The following is a 20689-nucleotide window of genomic DNA, read 5'->3' on the forward strand; positions in this document are numbered from 1 at the left end:
TCATTGAGTATCAGTGTCTATTGTAGCTCTGCTTAAACTAGTAAAAAAGAACCCCTACATCCACAAGTGACATAGGAGTTTATCTTATCTTTTACTGAGTTACAGTTACTTCTCCAGTTCGGTAATCCAGTTGAAGTCCCTTTTGAACATTGGGAACTAGAACATTAAATTCCAATTCTCCGTCTGAAGACTTGGCTTCAATCTGTGAAGCTGAAGGAACTAAATCCTCGTTTGAAGCATAATAAAGAGTTACACGGTAACGGACACGCTTGTTTTTATCCAAGGCCTTACGCACCATGCTTTCATAATAATTTTGACCAGTCGAATCCTCGGCTTGAGCCTGATTTGCCCAGGCTGTTTGAACAGCAATGTTTTTAGGATTGCTTGTCGAGGCATCAAAACCATCCAAGCCACCGATTAAGGCATAGCCTAACAAGTGACCTCTATCGACCGCATGGGTATAAGTACCCTTTAGATTCTTGACCTGATGCCAGCCTGGTGGAGTCCAAGAAGTCGAACCATTCCCAGTTTCTTCACGATTCTTGTACTGGCGAGTGGCCTTAGACAAGAGGGCATTAGCTACCGTTGGTACCGTTTCCTTACCCACTGTCTTTGTTTTATTGTCAGCGTAGGGCTTACTTGAAACCTTGGCATCTAGATTTGTTTTATTACCATTGACGATAAAAGCACCTGAGCCATTCCACTCCAGACTCCCTTTTATTTGACTCTTGACTGCGTCTGTTAAGACACTCTCTGCCAATTCTTGACTAGGAGCTTCAGGCGCTTGTTTTTTCTGACTAAGCTTGGTTTTGGGACTATTAGCTGTCGACTGCATCTGCTTGATATAATAGCTTCCCGCAGATAAAAGCAATAACACTAGTAGTCCGATTAGTGTCTGTCTTGTTTTTTTGTTCATATTTCTCCTTATTCTTTATAAAAAGGCTGGTCTCCCAGCCTAATTTCCTGTAAATTTATGAATCAATTCCTGCCATTTTGCTGGAGACAGGATAGCCCATGGGTCTTGACCCTTGCCCAAGATTCCATAGCCTACCATTAGACCGATTCCTAGGGCTAAAACACCTAAAATCAGTACTATGATGACTAAAAGTAAACGCTTGATTACGTAGCTTGATTTCTTATTCATCTTCATCACTTGCCTCAATCCGCTGAATCTTAGCACCTAGCTGCGCCAACTTCTCATGGAAACGGTAGTAACCTCTATCCAAGTGAACCAATTTACCAACAACGGTTTCTCCTTGCGCTACCAAACCTGTCAAAATCAAGGCTGCACTGGCACGAAGGTCAGTTGAAAGAACTTCTGCCCCCTGCAAAGCTTGTCCACCAACAATACGAGCTGTATCACGGATAATCTCCGAGTGCAAGCCCATGCGACGCATTTCTTCTAGATGTTGGAAACGATTTTCGAAAACTGTCTCCACCATAGTTGATTCGCCTTTTGCGACAGTCATCAAGGCTGTAAATTGAGCCTGCATATCTGTTGGAAATCCTGGGTGGGGCAAGGTTTTCACATGAACAGCTTTTAGATTTTCTAGTTGAGAGCGAACTCGAATCCCTTCAGTCTCCTCTGTCACTTCCACTCCCATTTCAAGCAACTTGGCAATCAAGGGACGGTTGTGCTCCCAGACAGCGTCTTTAATCAAGACATCACCACCAGTCATGGCAGCAGCTACCATAAAGGTTCCTGCTTCGATACGGTCTTGGACTACATTGTGAGTCGTACCATGAAGTTTCTCAACACCGGTAATGGTAATGGTCTCTGTACCAGCACCTTTAACCTTGGCTCCCATTTCATTGAGGAGAATGGCTAGGTCAACAATCTCAGGCTCACGCGCAGCATTTTCAATCACTGTCACCCCATCAGCCAGCGTCGCTGCCATCATCAAGTTCTGAGTAGCACCAACACTTGGGAAATCCATATAGATATGAGCTCCATGTAAGCGATCAGCCTTGGCTTCGATGTAACCAGCTGTCTGACTAATCTTAGCCCCCATAGCTTCTAGACCTTTCAAATGAAGATCAATAGGACGGCTACCAATCGTACAACCACCTGGCATGGATACCTTGGCATGACCTACACGGGCAAGAATTGGACCCAAGACAACGATAGATGCGCGCATCTTGCTAACATACTTGTAGGGAGCCTCCTCTGTGATATCGCCAGTCGCATCCACCTCGACAAGATGAGCTTCCTCATCAAAATCCACCTTGGCATTCAAACCACGAACCACCTGATTCATAGTGAAAACATCTGACAAGATAGGAACATTCTGCAAGACGGTCTTTCCTTCACTTGCTAGAATAGTCGCTGCCAACAAAGGCAAGACTGCATTCTTTGCTCCTTCAATCGTAACACTTCCTACCAGACGATTATCGCCACCTTGAACCACAATTTTTTCCATACTTATTTCCTTTACTCTTGATTTTATAATAATCCTCTAAGCGCTTCTTGCCACAACTGATATAGGCTGATAAAGAAAGAACTCATGATGTAGCCCATGACAATACTGAAAAAGGCTACTAATAAACGAACTTTTCCTGTGTTCTCAGCTGTTACTTTTAAGACTTTTTCCCATCTAACAAGATTCTTTAAAAGGTAAAAACTCACATAAATAAAGAGTATGTGACTGCTTAGAGTGAATAATAATTGAACCATTTGACTATTATACCATCTTCTCTGTTTGTGCGCTAGTTTGGAAACTTCACTTAAAAACTAGGGATTGTTTTTCAAGTAATCAATTGCATCTTGTAGGGTTTTAACTGGCACTATTTTCATATCTGTCTTGATTGTTTTAGCTGCTTCTAGGGCTGTTTGGTAGTTGTTTTTCGCATCAGGATGTGCTGCCTTTTCTTCTTCGCTAACAGGGTTATCTGGGGCAAAGAAAATCGCGGCACCTTCTCTAGCCGAAGCCACAACTTTTTTATCAATACCTCCAATATCCCCCACATTACCATCACGGTCAATGGTACCTGTACCGGCAACAATACGGCCATTTCTAAGGCCAGGGTCAGCTATTTGGGTATAGATGGCCAGACTAAACATGAGACCAGCACTTGGTCCACCAATACCGGCTGTTGAAAAGCGAATTGGGACATCACTGGTCACTTCCGTACGGTCAATCAAACCGATTCCAATCCCATTTTTGCCATTTTCTAGAGTAATAATTTTTCCTTCTGCAGATTTGGTTTGCCCATCCTCTTCATAGGTGACCTTGACGGAGTCCCCTAGTTTTTGAGAATTGACGTAATCAATCAAGTCTTTGGAACTATCGAAAGTCTGATCATTGACTGCTGTGACCGTATCAGAGATGTTGAGAATCCCTTTAAAGGTCGAATTATCTGTCACAGTCAAGACATAAACCCCAAGATATTTGAGTTCAATATCCTTACCAGCTGTCTTTAGCCCTTGATACTTGGCCATATTTTGCGATGTCTGCATGTAGAATTGATTGATCCGCATAAATTCCACATCGGAAGAGCCACCTGTAGTCTCTTGGGCACTACGAATATCTGTAAAAGGCGTCAACCAAGCATAAATCATATGGGCTAAAGTAGCGTGCTGAACACCAACTGTAACGAAGTGATAAGCCCCAGCTTCCTTATCTTCTGTGTCATTGACTTTAAGGACTTGGCGAATATCCTCCGAACCACCTGGAACTTCTATATAGTAGGGCAAGGGCACTACAAATGCCAAGAAAGTCACAATCAAGGCCGCAATGACATATAAGGGCCATCTAATCTTTTTTTTCATTTCTTATTTCCTCCAAAATACTATCAGGAACATAGCCGGTAATATCCTGACCAAACTTCAAAAGCTCTCTAACGCCTGATGAACTAATATAGAGATGTTCAGGTCGGCTATGTAAATAAATGGTCTCTATATCAGGAGACAGCTGATGATTGTAGTAATCAAAACTGGCTTCATATTGCAAATCCGACGCATTCCTCAAACCACGAACTAGACAAGTAGCCCCCAGTCTTTTTGCAACATCAACCACCAATTCATCATGAGAAGATACAACTTCAACATTTTCCAAATGTTTCAAAGCCGTTTCTAGCCCTCGTTTACGATTTTCTATGGGGAGAAATCCTTGTTTGTGGGGATTAAAAAAAATACCGACATAGAGCTTATCAAAGAGTTTGCTAGCCCGTTCAATGATATCCAAATGCCCATTTGTCATCGGATCAAATGAGCCTGTGAATAAGCCAATTTTATCTGACATAGACTGTCACCTTACTAATTCCATAAATCTTTTCCTTCCAGATGCCCAGGCAGGCAATTTCTTCTGGAAGTTCAACGGCCTTATCCGTCTCACACACGATCATGACATCTTCAGAAAAAAGCTCCCTCTCAGCCATTTTTTCAATATCTGCTACGATTTGTTCCTTGGCATAAGGAGGGTCTAAGAAAATGAGGTCGAATTCCCCAGATACCTGTTCCAATGCCCTTTCTGCATCCATCTTAAGGAGTTGAAATTTTCCAACTTCCTTGGTCATCTGAATATTTTCAGCCACGATAGCCTGAGCCTTACGGTCTCGTTCCACCAAAACAGCGCTGGACATACCACGCGATACTGCCTCGATAGATAAACCACCACTACCTGCATAAAGGTCCAAGACTCGTCCCCCTTCAAAGTAGGGACCAATCATGTTAAAAATAGCTCCCCTAACCTTATCCGAAGTAGGTCTTGTCGTCTTTCCTTCTAGTGTCTTGAGGGGACGTCCCCCATAGATTCCTGATACGATTTTCATACCGTTTATTATACCAAATTATGGGCAAAAAGAGAAAGAAAACCGAACCTTGCGGTTCGATTCTCTATAAAATATTTTCGTAAGTATCGCGGACTTCTTGAGGCCAAACACTTGTTTGCACTTCTCCGATGTGTTTCTTGCGAAGTAGGAACATGGCCATACGAGATTGTCCAATTCCTCCACCGATTGTCAATGGGAATAGGCCATTCAACAAAGACTTGTGCCATTCCAATTCCAAGCGGTCTTCATCACCTGTGATTTTCACCTGACGGCGAAGAGTTTCTTCATCCACACGGATTCCCATAGAAGATAGCTCAAAGGCTCCACCTAAAGACTCATTCCAGACAAGAATATCACCATTCAGACCCTTGTAGCCATTCTCAGACTCGCTTGTCCAGTCATCATAGTCTGGTGCACGTCCATCGTGAGGTTTACCGTCTGGTAATTCACCACCGATACCAATCAAGAAGACTGCTCCAAATTCTTTACAAATAGCATTTTCACGTTCTTTCGGAGTCAAGTCTGGGTAGCGTTCTACCAACTCTTCTGTGTGGATAAAGGTGATTTGTTTTGGCAAGATAGACTCGATGTCATAACGGGCTTCAACAGCTAACTCAGTAAGGCGAATAGCCTTGTAAATCTTCTCAACTGTTTCTTTTAGATAAGCGATATTCCGTTTACCATTTGGGATAACCTTCTCCCAGTCCCACTGGTCAACATAAACAGAGTGGGTCGCATCCAACGAGTCTTCGTCTGGACGAAGGGCCTTCATGTGGACAAAAAGACCTTCTCCCTCACCGAAACCAAAACGGGCCAAAGTATGACGTTTCCATTTGGCAAGTGAGTGCACCACTTCATAAGTAGCATCAGGGATTTGGAGAACCTTGACCGATACGGCATTCTCCACACCTGATAAGTTGTCCTGCATCCCGTCACCGACCCTGCTCAAGATAGGACCTTGAACTTCGACAACTTCTAACTTATCTTTCAAATACTGGGTAAAAGTGTTTTTGACAAAGGAAATCTCTTCTTGTTGATGGATAAAACTTTTCTTCATAAACTACTCCTCAAAAAATTAATTAAAAGCATTATACACCTATTTCCCAAAAAAGAAAAGAGAAAATTTAAAAAAATCAGTGTCACTCAAAACACTGATTTCATAGACCTTTTAATCATTGCGGCCAAAGATACGTAAAATGCTTAGGAAAAGATTGATAAAATCAAGATAGATACTGAGAGCCATTGACACAACCCAACCTGTTGCTACACGACCTTGTGATTGTTCATAGGCAAGGCGAATTCTTTGGTTGTCCCAAGCAATCAGCCCAGAGAAGACCAAGACCATAGCTACGCTAATCATATAATCAAAGAAACCACTAGCCAAGAAAATATTGACTACCATAGCAATCAGCAAACCGATGAGGGCTGCCATCATAGCACGACCAATCCCACTCAAATCTTTCTTGGTGAACATACCAACTGCCGCCATGACAAAGAAGAGAAGGGCGCTCGATACAAAGGCAGATAAAACTGTACCTGGAGTATAGAAGGCCACCACAAAACTGAGTGTAAAACCGTTTAAAACAGAGTAAAGCAAAAATACTGGAAGAGCCGCTGGACTATTCCTTAAAGCCATACTACTGGCAACAAAGACTAGGGCTAGCTCTGCAAAGGTTGCAATGGTCAACCAGAGACGCCCCTGCATCAAAAAGTAAACCAACTGAGACTGAAAGATTGTCAACATAAGGCCTGATACCAAAGCGGATAGTCCGATTCCCAGACCAACAAAGGCATAAACCTTAGCGTAAAATTGATTAAGACCTGCACGGTCGTGAATAATAGTGTGATTCATCTTTTCTCCTTTTCTATAAACATCTTTCCTTGATTATAACAAAGAAAGTTAAAATTAGCTTAAATGGAAAATTAAAATACCAGCTGCAACGGCAACATTCAAACTCTCCGCCTGCCCCTTCATACTAATGTGGACCAACTGGTCTGCACTTTCAGCCATGAGGGAACTAATTCCTTGCCCCTCATTTCCCATGACTAGTACAAAATTTTCTATAGGAGGCAGTTCTCTGTAATCAACAGAATCTTTAGATAGGGTTGTTGCTAGCACAGGGATAGCTGCCTCTTTTGCTTCCTCGAGAAGCCTTTGACTAGACATCCGGTAAATAGGCAGATGGAAATGACTGCCTTGCATGGAACGTAAGGTCTTGAGACTGTAGATATCTGCCGATTTATCTGAAACAATTACTCCAGTAAAACCTGCTGCATCCGCAGTTCGAATGATAGTTCCCACATTACCAGGATCTTGCACATCTTCCAAAAACAAGAACTTACCCTGACTAAAATCAACTTGTCCTACTTCTTCTTTTTGAACCACCGCAACAATTCCCTGTGGAGTCTGAGAATCCGCCAAATCTAGCAAAATATCCTCTGAAACCCAGACAGTTTGCGGAAAAGCAGCTAACTGATCTCGGTAATTTTCTAGGGCAAAGATTTTCTCAATCGTCACTCCAGCTTGAACAGCTTCTTCAAACAAGTGCCAGCCTTCAATCAAATAAGCAGACTTGCGGTATTTTTTTTGGTGTAATTTCTTGGCATTTTTTACCACAGAATTAGCTTTTGAGGTTATAATAGTCATAGAAATATTATAACACAATCAAAGGGGTTTGGTATGCAAAAGGTTAGAATGATTGCCCAAGGTAGGGTGCAAGGAGTCGGCTTTCGTTGGGGTGTTTACAGCTTGGCACTTGAAATTGGTGGCATCACAGGTCGGGTATGGAATAACGACGATGGCACAGTGGAAATCTTAGCCCAAGCAGACTCATCTGCTACCATGGCGAAATTTATCCAAGAAATCCGAAAAGGACCCACACCTTTTTCAAAAGTCAGTTACTTAGATGTCCAACTGAGCAACTTTCCTCCCTACCCTGACTTTAAAATCGCAAATTAGGTCTCTAGAACTATTGTATATTTTGTAAAAAAACAGTAGAATAGAAAGGTATAATTTTTAAAGAAGGAATAAAAACAGTGAAATCTATTAAACGTTTTGCACTCTCGGCTATGGGAGTGGCTATGTTGCTAGTCTTGACTGGCTGTGTTAGCGTCGATAAAGCCACAGGAAAGCCAATAGGATTTATTTGGAATACGATCGGAGCGCCTATGGCTGAAGCTATCAAGTACTTCGCTACTGATAAAGGTCTAGGCTTCGGTATCGCTATCATCATCGTAACCATTATCGTGCGCTTGATTATCTTGCCACTTGGTATCTACCAATCATGGAAGGCAACGCTTCACTCTGAAAAGATGAACGCCCTCAAGCACGTCCTTGAGCCACACCAAACACGTCTCAAGGAAGCAACAACTCAAGAAGAAAAACTCGAAGCCCAACAAGCTCTCTTTGCCGCTCAAAAAGAGCACGGCATCAGCATGTTTGGTGGTGTAGGATGTTTCCCTATCCTCCTTCAAATGCCTTTCTTCTCTGCAATTTACTTTGCTGCCCAACATACTGAAGGTGTTGCTCAAGCAAGCTACCTAGGCATTCCTCTAGGCTCTCCAAGTATGATTTTAGCTGCCTGCGCTGGTGTCCTTTACTATCTTCAATCACTCCTTTCACTTCACGGAGTAGAAGATGAAACGCAAAGAGATCAAATCAAGAAAATGTCTTACGTGAGCCCAGTCATGATTGCCGGCTTCTCCCTCATCTCACCAGCTAGTGTCACACTTTATTGGGTTGTCGGTGGTTTCATGATGATTCTCCAACAGTTTATCGTCAACTATATCGTTCGTCCAAAACTTCGCAAAAAAGTCCGTGAAGAACTAGCCAAGAACCCACCAAAAGCAAGTGCTTTCTCTAAACCAAGTGGACGAAAAGACGTTACCCCTGAACAACCAACTGCTATCACAAGCAAGAAAAAACACAAAAATCGCAACGCTGGAAAACAACGTTCGAGATAAGAAGAAAAAGGCTTAGCTGATTTGCTAAGTCTTTTTGCAAGTCAAAAGCCCGATGTTTCCATCAGGCTTCTTTTTTATCCATGTACACGTTTCATATAGTCTTGATAACTTTCGGTATCCATGAGTTTTTTAGCGTTCTTGACGCGGTCTGCTGTTGGAGGTTTGACCCCTTCGAGTGAATATGGAATTCCCAATTCACGCCATTTGAACTCACCCATGGTGTGATAAGGCAAAATTTCAAACTTATCAACATTTTTGAGGGTCTTGACGAACTTACCAAGTTCAATCAAGTCATCATCTCTGTCTGTCAATCCTGGAACTAGCACGTGGCGAATCCAGACAGGTTTTCCAATATCTGATAGATACTGGGCACAAGCCAAGATATTTTTATTGGTTTGGCTAGTGACAATCTTGTGCTGTTCTTCGTTGATTTCCTTGATATCCAAGAGAACCAAGTCAGTGACGGCCATGAGTTTGTCAAACTTTTCAAGGTAACGTGGTTTATTACGGAAAGGCAGTGCACAGGTATCCAAGGTACAGTGGATTCCTTGTTCCTTAGCCTTGGTAAAGAGGGCAATTAGGAAATCAATCTGCAGGAGGGCTTCTCCTCCACTGACTGTAATACCGCCCTTATTTCCCCAGAAACCGCGGTAGCGCAAGGCCTCTGCCAAGACATCATCTACCGTCCGTTCACGTGACTTATTGGACTCCATAGCCCAAGTGTCTGGGTTGTGGCAATACTGGCAACGCATGTGACAGCCCTGCAAAAAGACAATAAAGCGAATACCAGGGCCATCTACCGCCCCAAAACTTTCTGTCGAATGCACCATTCCTGTCACTTGTCCATAATCAATTGTTTCTTCAGACATATCGTTACCTTCCTTGAAAACGTTTTATAGTTTTATTATATCACGACTTGAAGGAAAAACAAGATTTTTGCCTATTTTTTAGAAAGCAATCTGTTTTTCAATTTCATTTTCAATGAATTATCATTTTATTCTTCAAAATCAAAGCCATACAAGGTTGCAAAGTAGTCCTCAGGGCGCTCTGCACGGCGGATTTGGCGGGCTTTACCTTCTTCGGTATAGAGGATTTCCGCAGAACGAAGTTTGGCGTTGTACTGGTAGCCCATTGAAAAACCATGTGCACCTGTATCATGAATGACCAGCAAATCACCGATTTCTGTATGAGGCAGTTCGCGATTAACTGCAAATTTATCATTGTTTTCACAGAGTGAACCAACCACATCTACCACTTCAGCTGGTCCATCTGGATGGGTCACGTTAGTAATATGATGGTAGGCTCCATACATAGCTGGACGCATGAGGTTGACTGCTGATGCATCCACACCCAGATAGGTACGGTAGGTTTCCTTCTTATGAGTCACTCTTGTGACCAAAGCACCGTGAGGTGCCAACATAAAACGACCCAATTCGGTGAAAATCTTAACCTGACCAAGACCTGCTGGCATAAGGACCTCTTCATACACCTTACGAACTCCCTCACCAATCAAGGCAATATCATTTGGCTCCTGGTCTGGACGATAGTTGACACCAATACCGCCAGAAAGATTGATAAAGTCTAGCGAAATGCCCAACTTTTCCTTGATTTCAACAGCCAATTCAAAAAGCTGACGAGCCAACTCTGGATAATAGAGATGTGTGACGGTATTAGATGCTAGGAAGGAGTGAATACCAAAAGTCTTGGCTCCTTTTTCCTTCAAAATGGCAAAGGCTTCAAAGAGCTGGTCCTTGGTCATACCAAACTTGGCTTCTCCAGGATTGTCCATGATGTCTGTCCCCAGTTCAAAAACGCCTCCAGGATTATAACGACAAGAGATAATTTCTGGAATGCCTGCTGCACGCTCTAGATGTTCAATATCTTCAAAGGCATCCAAGTTAATGGTCGCACCCAATTCACGTGCATAGGCGTATTCCTTGTCTGGCGTGTTGTTTGAAGAGAACATAATCTCAGAACCAGGGAAATTCAGTTTATGACTCATCAAAAGTTCTACATAACTAGAGCAATCCACACCGCAGCCTTCCTCTTGAAGAATTTTTAAAATAGCTGGGGTTGGAGTAGCCTTAACTGCAAAATATTCCTTAAAGCCCTTGTTCCACGAAAATGCTTGGTTGACGGCTCTTGCCTTTTCACGAATTCCCTTCTCATCATACAAGTGAAAGGGAGTTGGGAACTCGACAACAATCGCTTCTAAGTCTTCTTTATTGATAAATGGTGTTTTCATAATTTTCCTTCTATTCTATTTGCAAAGAAAGGCTGGGACAATCGTTCCAACCTTTAGTTCTATCTCTTATTTATCTTCGTCAAAGATATTGCCAACCTCAACATCGATGGCTTGGTTCTTGACATCAATATTGGTTACCTTCAAGAGTGACTTGTAATCAAACTGCTTTTCACGTTCTTCTTGGGCATTGTCCGCAAAGACTGCTACACCTGCCAATTCCGAATCAAACTCACGCAAGAGACTGATCATCCCATTGACAGTTCCGCCACCTTTCAAGAAGTCGTCCACAATCAAGACACGGCTTCCTGCCTTGAGACTACGTTTTGAAAGGAACATTTTCTCAATACGGTCACCACTTGAACCTGATACATAGTTGACGCTGACAGTTGAACCTTCGGTAATTTTCAGGTCACGGCGCACAATAACAAAAGGAACATTGAGGACATTGGCAACTGCATTTGCAAGTGGAACACCCTTAGTCGCTACTGTCATAACCGCATCAATTTTTTGGTCCATAAAGCTCTTGGCAATAATGCGACCAATATTTTTCAAGATAGCTGGTGTGCTAAGCAAATCAGACAGGTAGATATAACCACCTGGCAAGATACGGTCACTTTCTGACAACTTGGCACGCAAGTCTTCAACCATTTCCTTAGCATCCTGACTCGAAATAGACGGTGTAAAGATAACACCTCCGCCAGCCCCAGTTACAGTCTGGATGTGACCAATTTCGATTTCCTCAAAGGCACGTTTGATAATCACGATATCTTCTGAGATGGATGATTTAGCAGATTCATACTTTTCAGCAAAAGTATTGAGACTAGTTAGTTTATAAGGATTATTAATCAAATAGTTGGAAATGACAACCATCCGATCACTTCTTCTTAATTTCATTTCTATTTCCCACTTCATTTAATTTTGATATTTTATCTATTATACCATATTCACATAAAAAAACGAACATTCTTATCCTAAAAAATGCTCATTTTTCTTAAATTATTAATCTAAATCTGGTTTATAGAAGGAACGATTGTCCATTGCAAAGATTTTATTGGTCATCTCTCCCTTATCCACCAAAGCAAGAGCTGTTGACATCATCATCATGCTAGCATCCAGATTGTCAATCATATGGATAATCTCTGCTTCCATAATGCGTGGACGGACTGGGCTTCCATACTCAAGCAAGCCATGATGACTGAGGATGACGTGACGAAGCAGAACGACTTCTTCCTTGGTATCATCGATGCCGAGTTCCATAACTGTTTTAGTAATTTCGCTATCAATCAAAGCAATATGCCCAAGGAGATTGCCTCGCACTGTATACTCAGTCTGGTCTGGTCCCGTCAACTCAATGACCTTCGCCAAATCATGCAACATAATCCCCGCATAGAGCAGGCTCTTATTGAGCTGAGGATAGATCTCGCTAATGGCATCGGCCAAGCGCACCATGGTCGCTGTATGATAGGCCAAGCCCGTTTCAAAGGCATGGTGGTTGGTCTTAGCAGCTGGATAAGAATAGAATTCCTTATCGTACTTGGTGTAAAGATTTCGGACAATTCTTTGCCAGACAGGATTTTCAATTTTAAAAATCATTTGCGACATGTAGTCACGGATTTCCTTGACATCAACTGGTGACTTGACCTTGAAATCAGCTGGATCATTGGGTTCGCCAGGTTGAGGCAGGCGGAGAGTAATTTGATTGACTTGAGGGGTGTTGTTATAAACTTCTCGGCGCCCTTTCATGTGGACAACCTTACCTGCAGTAAAGGCCTCAATGTTATGAGGTTGGGCATCCCAGAGCTTCCCATCAATCTCGCCACTATCATCTTGGAAGGTAAAGGCTAGGTAGTTTTTCCCAGCTCGAGTTTGCCTCAGGTCAGCTGATTTGATTAGGTAAAATCCTTCAAACAGCTCATCTTTTTTCATGTGACTAATCTTCATATTCTTCCTCATTTTCTTGGAAATGGAGTAGATCAAGCGCAGGCTCACCTTCTGATAACTCAATGTGACGGAGCGTCCGCTCGATAGCTGTGGTGCGACGGTTTAATAGTTCATCAATATTGCCAGAGGCATGTTGGAGATGTTTTTGTGCCTTGACCAGAATGCCACCAAACTTGCCAAACTCGGTCTTGACGCTGGCAAGCGTTTTGCTGATATGGTCGGCACTCTTTTGGATATTGAGGGTTTTGAAACCAACCGATAGGGAGTTAAGAAGAGCTGATAGGGTACTTGGACCTGCAACAATAATCTGCTCCTCCCGTCTCAAATCATCAAAGAAGACAGGATTGCGGACGATTTCTGAGTAGAGCCCTTCTGTCGGAACAAACAAAACTCCAAAATTGGTCGTCCGAGGTGGTGCTATGTACTTGTTCCTAATATCCTTAGCAAAACGCTTGACACTTGCTAGGAGCGACTTACGACAGCGTTCGATTTCATCCTTGTCACCTACTTCATAGGCTTCTTCTAGGCGGTAATAATCTGCCAGTGGAAACTTAGAGTCAATTGGCAGATAGACGTATTCCTGGTCGCCTTGTCCAGGCAGCTTGATGGCATACTCCACTCGCTCGCTAGAGTTTTCAACTGTTGCGAATTCTCGTTCATACTGGGCAGGGGTCATGATATCCTCGATGATTTGCCCCAGTTGCAATTCTCCCAGAATCCCTCGCGTTTTAGTTCCAGAGAGAACCTTGTTGAGGGCGCCAACATCACGGGCAACTGTCTGCATTTCTCCAAGGCCACGATTGACCGACTCCAGTTGTTTGGAAACTGTCTCAAAGGAAGCCTGCAAGCGTGTCTGCAAGGTCTTTTCTAACTTTTCCTCGACCGTTTGGCGCATTTGTTCTAGACGTTGCTCATTTGATTCCTGCAAGGATTGGAGACGTTGGTCGGTCTTATCTCTGGTTTGGAGGAGATTATCTGTCATTTCTTGACGGACCTGAGTCAGACCTTGGTGCAATTCCATTCGAACTTCTTGCAAACGGTCGCTGACAGCTACTTCCAAGTCTTTCTGATCTAACTGACTGGCTTGTCTGGCTTGTTCAAAACGGTAATCCAACTGGTCTGACAAGTGATCTGCCTGATCCTCCAAGCTCTTGGCTAGATGTTTTTCCTGTTTATCCTGCCTCTGCCAAATCAGAAAGAGGCCAGCTAGGTTGACAATCAATAATAGAACAAGTAAACTTTCCATCCTACCTCCTGTCCTTACTATGTAGCACGACCACATAGCCATCTGGGCAAGTCACTGAAACTTCCCTATCTATATATTCGTTAGAAGCGTACACTTTTTTAAAGAAAAAATTCTCCTCTGTCAACTCATACTTGGCACCAAGAATGGTCAGCTGACTATCCCGAACTGGCATAAAGGCTAGATAGTCATAGTCTGAACGAGGTTCTAGCTGACTGGTTCCTTCTGGACAATAAGTAATCAAGTTTTGTCCATCTTCAATCGCTATCTGGCGCATATAGGGGGCCAACTTGGGATTGCTAGGTAGAAAGACATTGGCCAGCATATGATCAATACGGCCACCCAAAGCACCGAAAATAGTGACCTGAGCCTGAGGATTTTGCTCAAAAATGGTTAAAAGAGCCAATTCCAAATCGGTATCATCTTTTTCTGGTCGGGCTTGGACAAAATACTGGGCACGTTTTTGAATCAACTGACGCTCTTCTGCGGTTACAGAATCAAAATCTCCAACCGCTAGAGCAAGAGGAATGTCTTCCTCCAAGACCCAAAGCGAACCTCGATCCACACCGACAAAGCAATCAAAGTCTGTTCGGTAGTGACCGCGGTCTCCTCCTGCAAAAACGGCAACCCTAGTCCAGTTGTTTTCTGAGAGTTTGTACTCGCTCATTGACATCTCCCTTAAAGACATAGGAACCTGCTACAAAAACGGTCGCACCAGCTTCTTTGGCTTGGGCAATAGTTTGATCATCAATCCCGCCATCCACTTCGATTTCAAAGTTCAAGCCTTTTTCCTCACGAAGAGCAACCAACTCACGAACCTTAGCCATGGTCTCTGGTAGAAAGGCTTGCCCACCGAAGCCAGGGTTAACTGTCATGACTAAGACTTGGTCAACTAGGTAAAGGACGTGCTTGATAGCTTCAACTGGTGTGCCAGGATTGATAACAACTGATGGCTTGACACCGAGTGAACGAATTTTTTGGAGAGCACCATGAATATGAGACGTTGCTTCTACATGGATACTGATAATATCCGCACCTGCACGCGCAAAGTCCTCTAGATGATGTTCAGGATTGGAGACCATCAAGTGGCAGTCAAAGACCATCTTGCTATGAGGACGAAGACTCTCGACCACACCCGCACCAAAACTGATTTGCGGTACAAAATGACCATCCATGATATCGATATGGGCATACTCCGCCCCAGTTGCTTCTAGACGTTTGATTTCACGTTCAAAGTTGGCATAATCTGCTGCCAGAATTGACGGAGCAATCTTGTATTGAGACATAGGTTTCTCCTTATTTTGGAATTTTTTTGCTGACCTTTTTATAGGTTTCTCTGCGATTTTCAATTTCACTGAGGAATTGCAGGTAGTTGTCAAAACGGAAGGTGGCAATGGTCCCTTCTTCTATAGCAGGCTTAACCGCGCAAGCTGGCTCATGGGTATGGGTACAAGTGCGGAATTTGCAGTCTCGGCTAACACTAGCAATCTCTGGAAAGGCTTGATTGAGATCTTCTGCTGTTGACACTTCATAATCCAGAGATGAAAAACCTGGTGTATCTGCGATTTTACCCCCATTAAGGTTGTAAAAACTAACAGCTCGAGTGGTATGGCGCCCGCGACCCAGACTGTCTGAGATTTCTCCTGTTTCAAGATTGAGGTTTGGTGCGATTTTATTGAGAAGCGTTGACTTCCCAACACCCGTCTGCCCCATAAAGACTGTAACCTTTCCTGTTAACAAAGGCAAGAGTTCTTCTTTACTGGTCACAAAGTCATAGCCGATGTCACCATAAGTCTGTTCATAAAAATCCAGTTCTTCCCTATCTTCCAACAAATCCATTTTGGAAATATAGACGATGGGATGAATACCCTTGTGCTCCAAAAGAACTAAGAACCGATCCAGCAAATTGCTGTTGAAGTCCGGTTCCTTGACAGACATGATCACCACAGCTTGGTCAATATTGACAATAGGCGGACGGACCAGACTATTTTTCCGTTCGTGAATCTTGAGGATATAGCCCTCTGAATTTTCCTCGGCAGAAAAGTCGACCAAATCTCCAACGTAGGGAGTATGGCCTTTTTTACGGAAATTCCCACGCGCCCGTGTTTGATAGACTTGGTCATCACTCTCTACATAGTAGAACCCAGCCAAGGCTTTAATGATTTGTCCCTGCATCTTAGAGTCCTTGCCCTTTTAGCGCGTCTGCTAGGCTAGCAAACTCTGCCAAGCTGAGAGCTTCCCCACGTACACTTGGTGACAAGCCTGCTTGGTCTAGAGCTTTAGTCAATTTATCCTTAATTTCTTCAGTCTTGCCAAAGTAGCCTGTCAAGTTATTCCACAAGGTCTTGCGGCGATGGGTAAAACTAGCCTTGGAAACCTTAAAGAAGAAGTTCTCGTCTTCCACTGCTACGGCTGGTTCTGGACGACGCACCATTTTCAAGATGGCCGAATCCACATTTGGCGCTGGCACAAAGACCGTACGAGGCACGATGAAGGCAACCTTAGCAGTCATGTAATACTGCACAGCGATTGACAAACTGCCATATGCCTTGGTATTTGGTTGAGCGGAAATGCGGTCTGCCACTTCTTTTTGCATCATGACGACAAACTCACTAAAAGGAATCCCACTTTCAATCAAGTACATGAGAATAGGCGTCGTGATGTAGTAGGGCAAGTTAGCCACTACCTTGATTGGCAGGTCAGGATTTTTAAAATTCTGGATATGTTGCGCCAAGTCAACCTTAAGAATGTCCTCGTTAACTACGGTTACATTATCAAAATCACGCAAGGTGTCCGCCAAAATCGGCACCAAACGGTGGTCAATCTCAAAGGCCATGACCTCTGCTGCACGCTCTGCCAAAAACTCCGTCAAAGCACCAATACCTGGCCCGATTTCGATAACATTGACCTGGTCATCAATCTCAGCCGTATCCACGATTTTTTGTAGGATATTGGTATCCGTCAAAAAATTTTGCCCAAAGGATTTTTTAAAGGTAAAACCGTGACGCTCCAGCACTGCCTTGGTCACGCTATAATCTGCAATTCTCATCTATTCTCTTTTCTATTATCTGTTACTACTATTGTAACACATTCCCCTTGTATTTTGGGGTCTGCTTAGCTGTTCTCATAAGATTTCATAGCTTCTTCCACTTCCGCCAAGGTGACCCCAAACAACTCTAGGCGTTTGAGGAGTTGCTTGCCGTTGGAATAGCCGATTCGGAGAGCCTCTCCTAGATATTCTCTGCGCTTACGGCTGTCTGCCCCTGCTAGAAAACCAAGGCGAATCAAGTCGCTACGACTGATGTCAAACTCATTCTCGTTTTCAAATTGTTCTGTCACCTGAGCTAGAGCTATTTTCAAATCTTCATAGCCAGCATGCTCGATTCCCAGAGAACGCCCCTTGGTTTTGGACTTAGGAACAGCTTCATCTCGCTTGAGAAAGACATGCTGAACTGTTGGAATGGCCGTCATAATCATACGACGAATCCGCTCCCCATTAAAATCTGGGTCTGTAAAGACAATGACTCCATGAAGCTCATGTAGACGCTGAATACGTGCAATATCTTGCTCATTGATGGCAGAACCTCGTGTCTCATAGGTCTCTACATCGAAATAACGTTTGAGATTGGCCGTATCATCGCGACCTTCAACCACGATAACTTGAGAAATTTTTTCTTTCATTACTTGCTGTCCAATCCAAAAATTCGCTCTGCATTTGCAGTCGTTGCTGCCGCTAGCTCTTCTGTCGTTATACCACGCAAGTCGGCGATAAAGTCCACTACATAGCGAGTATAGGCTGTTTTGTTTTCGCGACCACGTTTAGGAACAGGAGCCAAGTAAGGCGCATCCGTCTCCACCAAAATCTTGTCCAAAGGAAGTTCTCTAGCCGCCTCTTGGATATCGGTGGCCTTCTTAAAAGTCACCACTCCTGAGAAGGAAATGATCATACCAAGCTCGACAAACTTCTCTGCCCATTCAAGAGTTCCTGAGAAAGAATGCATGATGCCACCTCGAGGACCAACGCCCTCACTTTTGATAATCTCATAAGTATCTTCCAACGCATCACGGGTATGGACAACAAAAGGCAAATCCAAGTCCTTAGATAGCTGAATCTGACGGCGAAAAACATGCTCCTGCACCTCTTTTGGCGCTGTCATCCAATGGTAGTCTAAACCAATTTCACCTAAAGCCACAACCTTGGGATGCTTGAGCTTGTCAAGCAAGTAGGCTTCAATCTCCTCTGTATAAGTCCCAGCTTCTGTAGGATGCCAACCGATTGTCGCATAGAGCTGGTCATACTCATCTACCAACTCCAAGGCACGCTCAATCGTCGGTTTATCAAAACCAACAATATTCATCTGTGTCACACCCATCTCAGCAGCCAGGGTAATTTCTTCTGCCTCACGACCTGCAAATTCTTCCACATTCAAGTGTGTATGTGTATCAAAAATCATCTCTTCTAACCTCGTTTTCTATATTCTATTATACCAAAAAACTGACCTCTCTCCTCATCTGTACAAAATATTCTAAAATCTATTGTCGTCTCTTGACGCTATTTTTTCAAAGCAGTATAATAGCACTTATTGAAATTTTCAGAAAAGGAAAATACCATGTTTACAAAATTAAAACAGACCTTTATAGGCCGTCCTCTTAAGTCCTTAACAGAAGGCGAGGGAGATCTGCTGGGAAAAATGCAGGCCTTGGCCATGTTATCAAGCGACGCTCTATCTTCCATTGCCTATGGGCCTGAGCAAGTAGTCCTCGTCTTGGCTAGTCTCTCTCCTCTTGCTATATGGTGGAGCCTTCCTATCGGACTTTTTGTCCTCCTACTTCTGGCCAGCCTGACCGTTTCCTACCGTCAAATCATCCATGCCTATCCTCAAGGAGGAGGGGCCTATATGGTTACCCGAGAAAATCTATCTCCCGAACTTGGCTTGATCGCTGGAGGTAGTCTTCTGGTTGACTATATGCTGACCGTAGCGGTATCTGTTTCATCTGGAGCGGACGCTATCACAGCGGCTCTCCCTGTCCTCCACCCTTACAACCTTCACATCTCCATTTTTCTGGTTTGCTTGCTCATGCTCTTGAACTTACGAGGGTTGAAAGAATCTGCTAGTTCACTGATGATTCCTGTCTATCTCTTTATCATCAGCACTGTCTTTCTCTTACTCTATGGAATCTTTCAACTAATGACAGGGACTCTCAGCTATCAGGCAACTTCTCCTATCGGGCATGCTGTACCGAGTCTGTCTATCGTTCTCATTCTAAGAGCCTTTACCAGTGGTTCTGCCTCTCTGACAGGGGTTGAGGCTATTTCAAATGCCGTTCCCTTTTTCAAGGCTCCAAAAGAAAAGAATGCCGCTCAAACCTTGACCATTATGTCACTGATTTTAGGTTTCCTTTTTGCTGGTATCACCTTCCTAAACTACTGGATGGGGATTCTGCCTCAACACGGAGAAACTATTCTTTCACAGATGGCTCAAGGCATCCTTGGCACTTCCTTCTTAGGTCACCTTGGGTATTATATCTTCCAATTCTCCACAGCCTTGATTTTGGCCGTAGCTGCAAATACTGGCTTTTCAGCCTTTCCTATGCTGGCTTATAATATGGCTAAAAACAAATACATGCCCCATCTCTTTATGGAAAAAGGAGACCGCCTAGGCTACTCTAATGGAATTTTAACTCTGGCATTTGGGGCTATGATTCTTCTTCTCATTTTTAATGGGAATACCGAACGTTTGATTCCCCTTTATACTATCGGGGTCTTCGTTCCCTTCGCCCTATCTCAGACTGGGATGATTCGTCATTGGAAAAAGGAAAAAGGAGCAAACTTCTTAAAACCTGCTCTTGCCAATATCCTTGGGGCAATCATTTGCTACGCTATTGTGCTAATCCTGCTCTTATTCCGTCTCAGTGATATCTGGCCTTTCTTCCCGATTATTCTCGTACTCACCCTACTCTTCTTGGCAATTCACAGTCATTACCAAAAAGTAGCCCAACAACTGCGACTCTATGAAGGAATCGAAAAACGTACTTACGATGGCAATCTGGTCCTGGTCCTAGTAGGAAATGTCACTCGAGTCAGCGTCGGAGCCATAAACTACGCTCAAAGTATCGGAGATGAAGTCCTAGCCATGCACATTTCTACTAAGGAAACAGCAGAGAAAGACCAAGAAATTCTCCAAGAATTTGCCGATTACTTCCCAACCATTACTCTGAAGAACATCAAGACCAGCTACCGCGACATCATCACGCCTACTGTCAAGTATGTCAAACGAATCTCTGAGGATGCCCAGAAAAATAACTATACAGTCACTGTTCTGGTACCCCAGTTTATCCCCAATAAACCTTGGCAAAATATTCTACACAATCAGATGAGTCTCAAACTCAAATATGCACTCCGTTGGCACCAAGACGTCGTTGTCGCTAGCTACTCATATCACTTAAAAGAATAAAGAAAAGGCCCCACCAGAACCAAAAAGCGTCTGGTAAGGCCTTTTTCTGAATCCAGTCACTAGGTTTAACCG

24 protein-coding genes are annotated in these 20689 nt (G+C 43.5%); 3 read left to right on the top strand and 21 right to left on the bottom strand.

Features of this window, described 5'->3' with window-relative positions:
• Positions 1-91 precede the first annotated feature (91 nt).
• The 10 genes from endA to O3601_RS05685 all read right to left on the bottom strand — a co-directional run bounded on the left by endA (position 92) and on the right by O3601_RS05685 (position 7417).
• Positions 92-916, bottom strand: a complete 825-nt coding sequence (gene endA / locus O3601_RS05640) for a DNA-entry nuclease EndA (protein WP_261149090.1) — start codon at positions 914-916, stop codon at positions 92-94.
• 39 nt (positions 917-955) lie between these two features.
• Positions 956-1144, bottom strand: a complete 189-nt coding sequence (locus tag O3601_RS05645) for a DNA-directed RNA polymerase subunit beta (protein WP_050234055.1) — start codon at positions 1142-1144, stop codon at positions 956-958.
• Complete coding sequence (murA, locus tag O3601_RS05650; protein ID WP_049532222.1) at positions 1137-2420, bottom strand: UDP-N-acetylglucosamine 1-carboxyvinyltransferase; 1284 nt, start codon at positions 2418-2420, stop codon at positions 1137-1139. The genes O3601_RS05645 and murA overlap by 8 nt, the downstream gene beginning before the upstream one ends.
• 23 nt (positions 2421-2443) lie before the next feature.
• A complete protein-coding gene (locus O3601_RS05655; protein ID WP_261070608.1) occupies positions 2444-2674 on the bottom strand; it encodes a DUF1146 family protein in 231 nt (76 codons plus the stop codon).
• Positions 2675-2731: 57 nt separating this feature from the next.
• The gene (locus O3601_RS05660; RefSeq protein ID WP_371471648.1) at positions 2732-3769 is read right to left on the bottom strand and encodes a SepM family pheromone-processing serine protease; all 1038 of its coding nucleotides are present in this window, start codon (positions 3767-3769) and stop codon (positions 2732-2734) included.
• Complete coding sequence (coaD, locus tag O3601_RS05665) at positions 3753-4241, bottom strand: pantetheine-phosphate adenylyltransferase (RefSeq protein WP_371471650.1); 489 nt, start codon at positions 4239-4241, stop codon at positions 3753-3755. The genes O3601_RS05660 and coaD overlap by 17 nt, the downstream gene beginning before the upstream one ends.
• Positions 4231-4770, bottom strand: a complete 540-nt coding sequence (rsmD, locus tag O3601_RS05670) for a 16S rRNA (guanine(966)-N(2))-methyltransferase RsmD (RefSeq protein WP_000706953.1) — start codon at positions 4768-4770, stop codon at positions 4231-4233. The genes coaD and rsmD overlap by 11 nt, the downstream gene beginning before the upstream one ends.
• Positions 4771-4834: 64 nt before the next feature.
• Entirely contained in the window at positions 4835-5827 is a 993-nt protein-coding gene (gene asnA / locus O3601_RS05675; RefSeq protein WP_084947345.1) for an aspartate--ammonia ligase, read from the bottom strand.
• Positions 5828-5938: 111 nt separating this feature from the next.
• A complete protein-coding gene (locus O3601_RS05680; RefSeq protein WP_371471652.1) occupies positions 5939-6622 on the bottom strand; it encodes a Bax inhibitor-1 family protein in 684 nt (227 codons plus the stop codon).
• Positions 6623-6676: 54 nt separating this feature from the next.
• The gene (locus O3601_RS05685) at positions 6677-7417 is read right to left on the bottom strand and encodes a TrmH family RNA methyltransferase (RefSeq protein WP_371471653.1); all 741 of its coding nucleotides are present in this window, start codon (positions 7415-7417) and stop codon (positions 6677-6679) included.
• Between the two features lie 33 nt (positions 7418-7450).
• On the opposite strand from O3601_RS05685, the gene O3601_RS05690 reads away from it, so the two are divergent.
• Together O3601_RS05690 and yidC are read left to right on the top strand one after the other, a co-directional pair.
• Positions 7451-7729 (top strand): acylphosphatase, encoded by a 279-nt coding sequence (locus O3601_RS05690; RefSeq protein WP_143952514.1) that lies wholly within the window; start codon positions 7451-7453, stop codon positions 7727-7729.
• A 77-nt stretch (positions 7730-7806) separates the two neighbouring features.
• Positions 7807-8733: a membrane protein insertase YidC gene (yidC, locus tag O3601_RS05695; protein ID WP_371471655.1), complete on the top strand. Its 927-nt coding sequence runs from the start codon at positions 7807-7809 to the stop codon at positions 8731-8733.
• Between the two features lie 74 nt (positions 8734-8807).
• Here the strand turns inward: yidC and pflA are convergent, their stop codons facing one another.
• The 11 genes from pflA to O3601_RS05750 form a co-directional block, all read right to left on the bottom strand.
• Positions 8808-9602, bottom strand: coding sequence for a pyruvate formate-lyase-activating protein (gene pflA / locus O3601_RS05700; RefSeq protein ID WP_371471658.1), 795 nt, complete (start codon positions 9600-9602; stop codon positions 8808-8810).
• 125 nt (positions 9603-9727) lie between these two features.
• Positions 9728-10978, bottom strand: coding sequence for a diaminopimelate decarboxylase (locus O3601_RS05705; RefSeq protein WP_371471660.1), 1251 nt, complete (start codon positions 10976-10978; stop codon positions 9728-9730).
• A 66-nt stretch (positions 10979-11044) separates the two neighbouring features.
• The gene (gene purR, locus O3601_RS05710) at positions 11045-11872 is read right to left on the bottom strand and encodes a pur operon repressor (protein ID WP_023943469.1); all 828 of its coding nucleotides are present in this window, start codon (positions 11870-11872) and stop codon (positions 11045-11047) included.
• Between the two features lie 105 nt (positions 11873-11977).
• Positions 11978-12919 carry a 3'-5' exoribonuclease YhaM family protein gene (locus O3601_RS05715; RefSeq protein WP_153196520.1) on the bottom strand — a complete coding sequence of 314 codons (942 nt, stop codon included), beginning with the start codon at positions 12917-12919 and terminating at the stop codon, positions 11978-11980.
• Complete coding sequence (rmuC, locus tag O3601_RS05720; RefSeq protein ID WP_371471663.1) at positions 12909-14165, bottom strand: DNA recombination protein RmuC; 1257 nt, start codon at positions 14163-14165, stop codon at positions 12909-12911. The genes O3601_RS05715 and rmuC overlap by 11 nt, the downstream gene beginning before the upstream one ends.
• A gap of 1 nt (position 14166) precedes the next feature.
• On the bottom strand, positions 14167-14829 hold the full coding sequence (locus O3601_RS05725) for a thiamine diphosphokinase (RefSeq protein WP_371471664.1): 663 nt from the start codon (positions 14827-14829) through the stop codon (positions 14167-14169).
• Entirely contained in the window at positions 14792-15448 is a 657-nt protein-coding gene (rpe, locus tag O3601_RS05730; RefSeq protein WP_371471666.1) for a ribulose-phosphate 3-epimerase, read from the bottom strand. The genes O3601_RS05725 and rpe overlap by 38 nt, the downstream gene beginning before the upstream one ends.
• Positions 15449-15458: 10 nt before the next feature.
• A complete protein-coding gene (gene rsgA / locus O3601_RS05735; RefSeq protein WP_371471667.1) occupies positions 15459-16337 on the bottom strand; it encodes a ribosome small subunit-dependent GTPase A in 879 nt (292 codons plus the stop codon).
• Between the two features lies 1 nt (position 16338).
• Complete coding sequence (rsmA, locus tag O3601_RS05740; protein WP_371471669.1) at positions 16339-17211, bottom strand: 16S rRNA (adenine(1518)-N(6)/adenine(1519)-N(6))-dimethyltransferase RsmA; 873 nt, start codon at positions 17209-17211, stop codon at positions 16339-16341.
• Between the two features lie 65 nt (positions 17212-17276).
• Positions 17277-17843, bottom strand: coding sequence for a ribonuclease M5 (gene rnmV, locus O3601_RS05745; RefSeq protein ID WP_371471670.1), 567 nt, complete (start codon positions 17841-17843; stop codon positions 17277-17279).
• Complete coding sequence (locus tag O3601_RS05750) at positions 17843-18616, bottom strand: TatD family hydrolase (protein WP_371471672.1); 774 nt, start codon at positions 18614-18616, stop codon at positions 17843-17845. The genes rnmV and O3601_RS05750 overlap by 1 nt, the downstream gene beginning before the upstream one ends.
• 156 nt (positions 18617-18772) lie before the next feature.
• Between O3601_RS05750 and O3601_RS05755 the strand changes: the two genes are divergently transcribed.
• Positions 18773-20617 (top strand): APC family permease, encoded by a 1845-nt coding sequence (locus tag O3601_RS05755; protein ID WP_371471674.1) that lies wholly within the window; start codon positions 18773-18775, stop codon positions 20615-20617.
• The last annotated feature ends 72 nt before the right edge of the window (positions 20618-20689 follow it).

Source organism: Streptococcus sp. 20925_1_69, from assembly GCF_041432365.1.
Taxonomy (GTDB): Bacteria; Bacillota; Bacilli; order Lactobacillales; family Streptococcaceae; genus Streptococcus.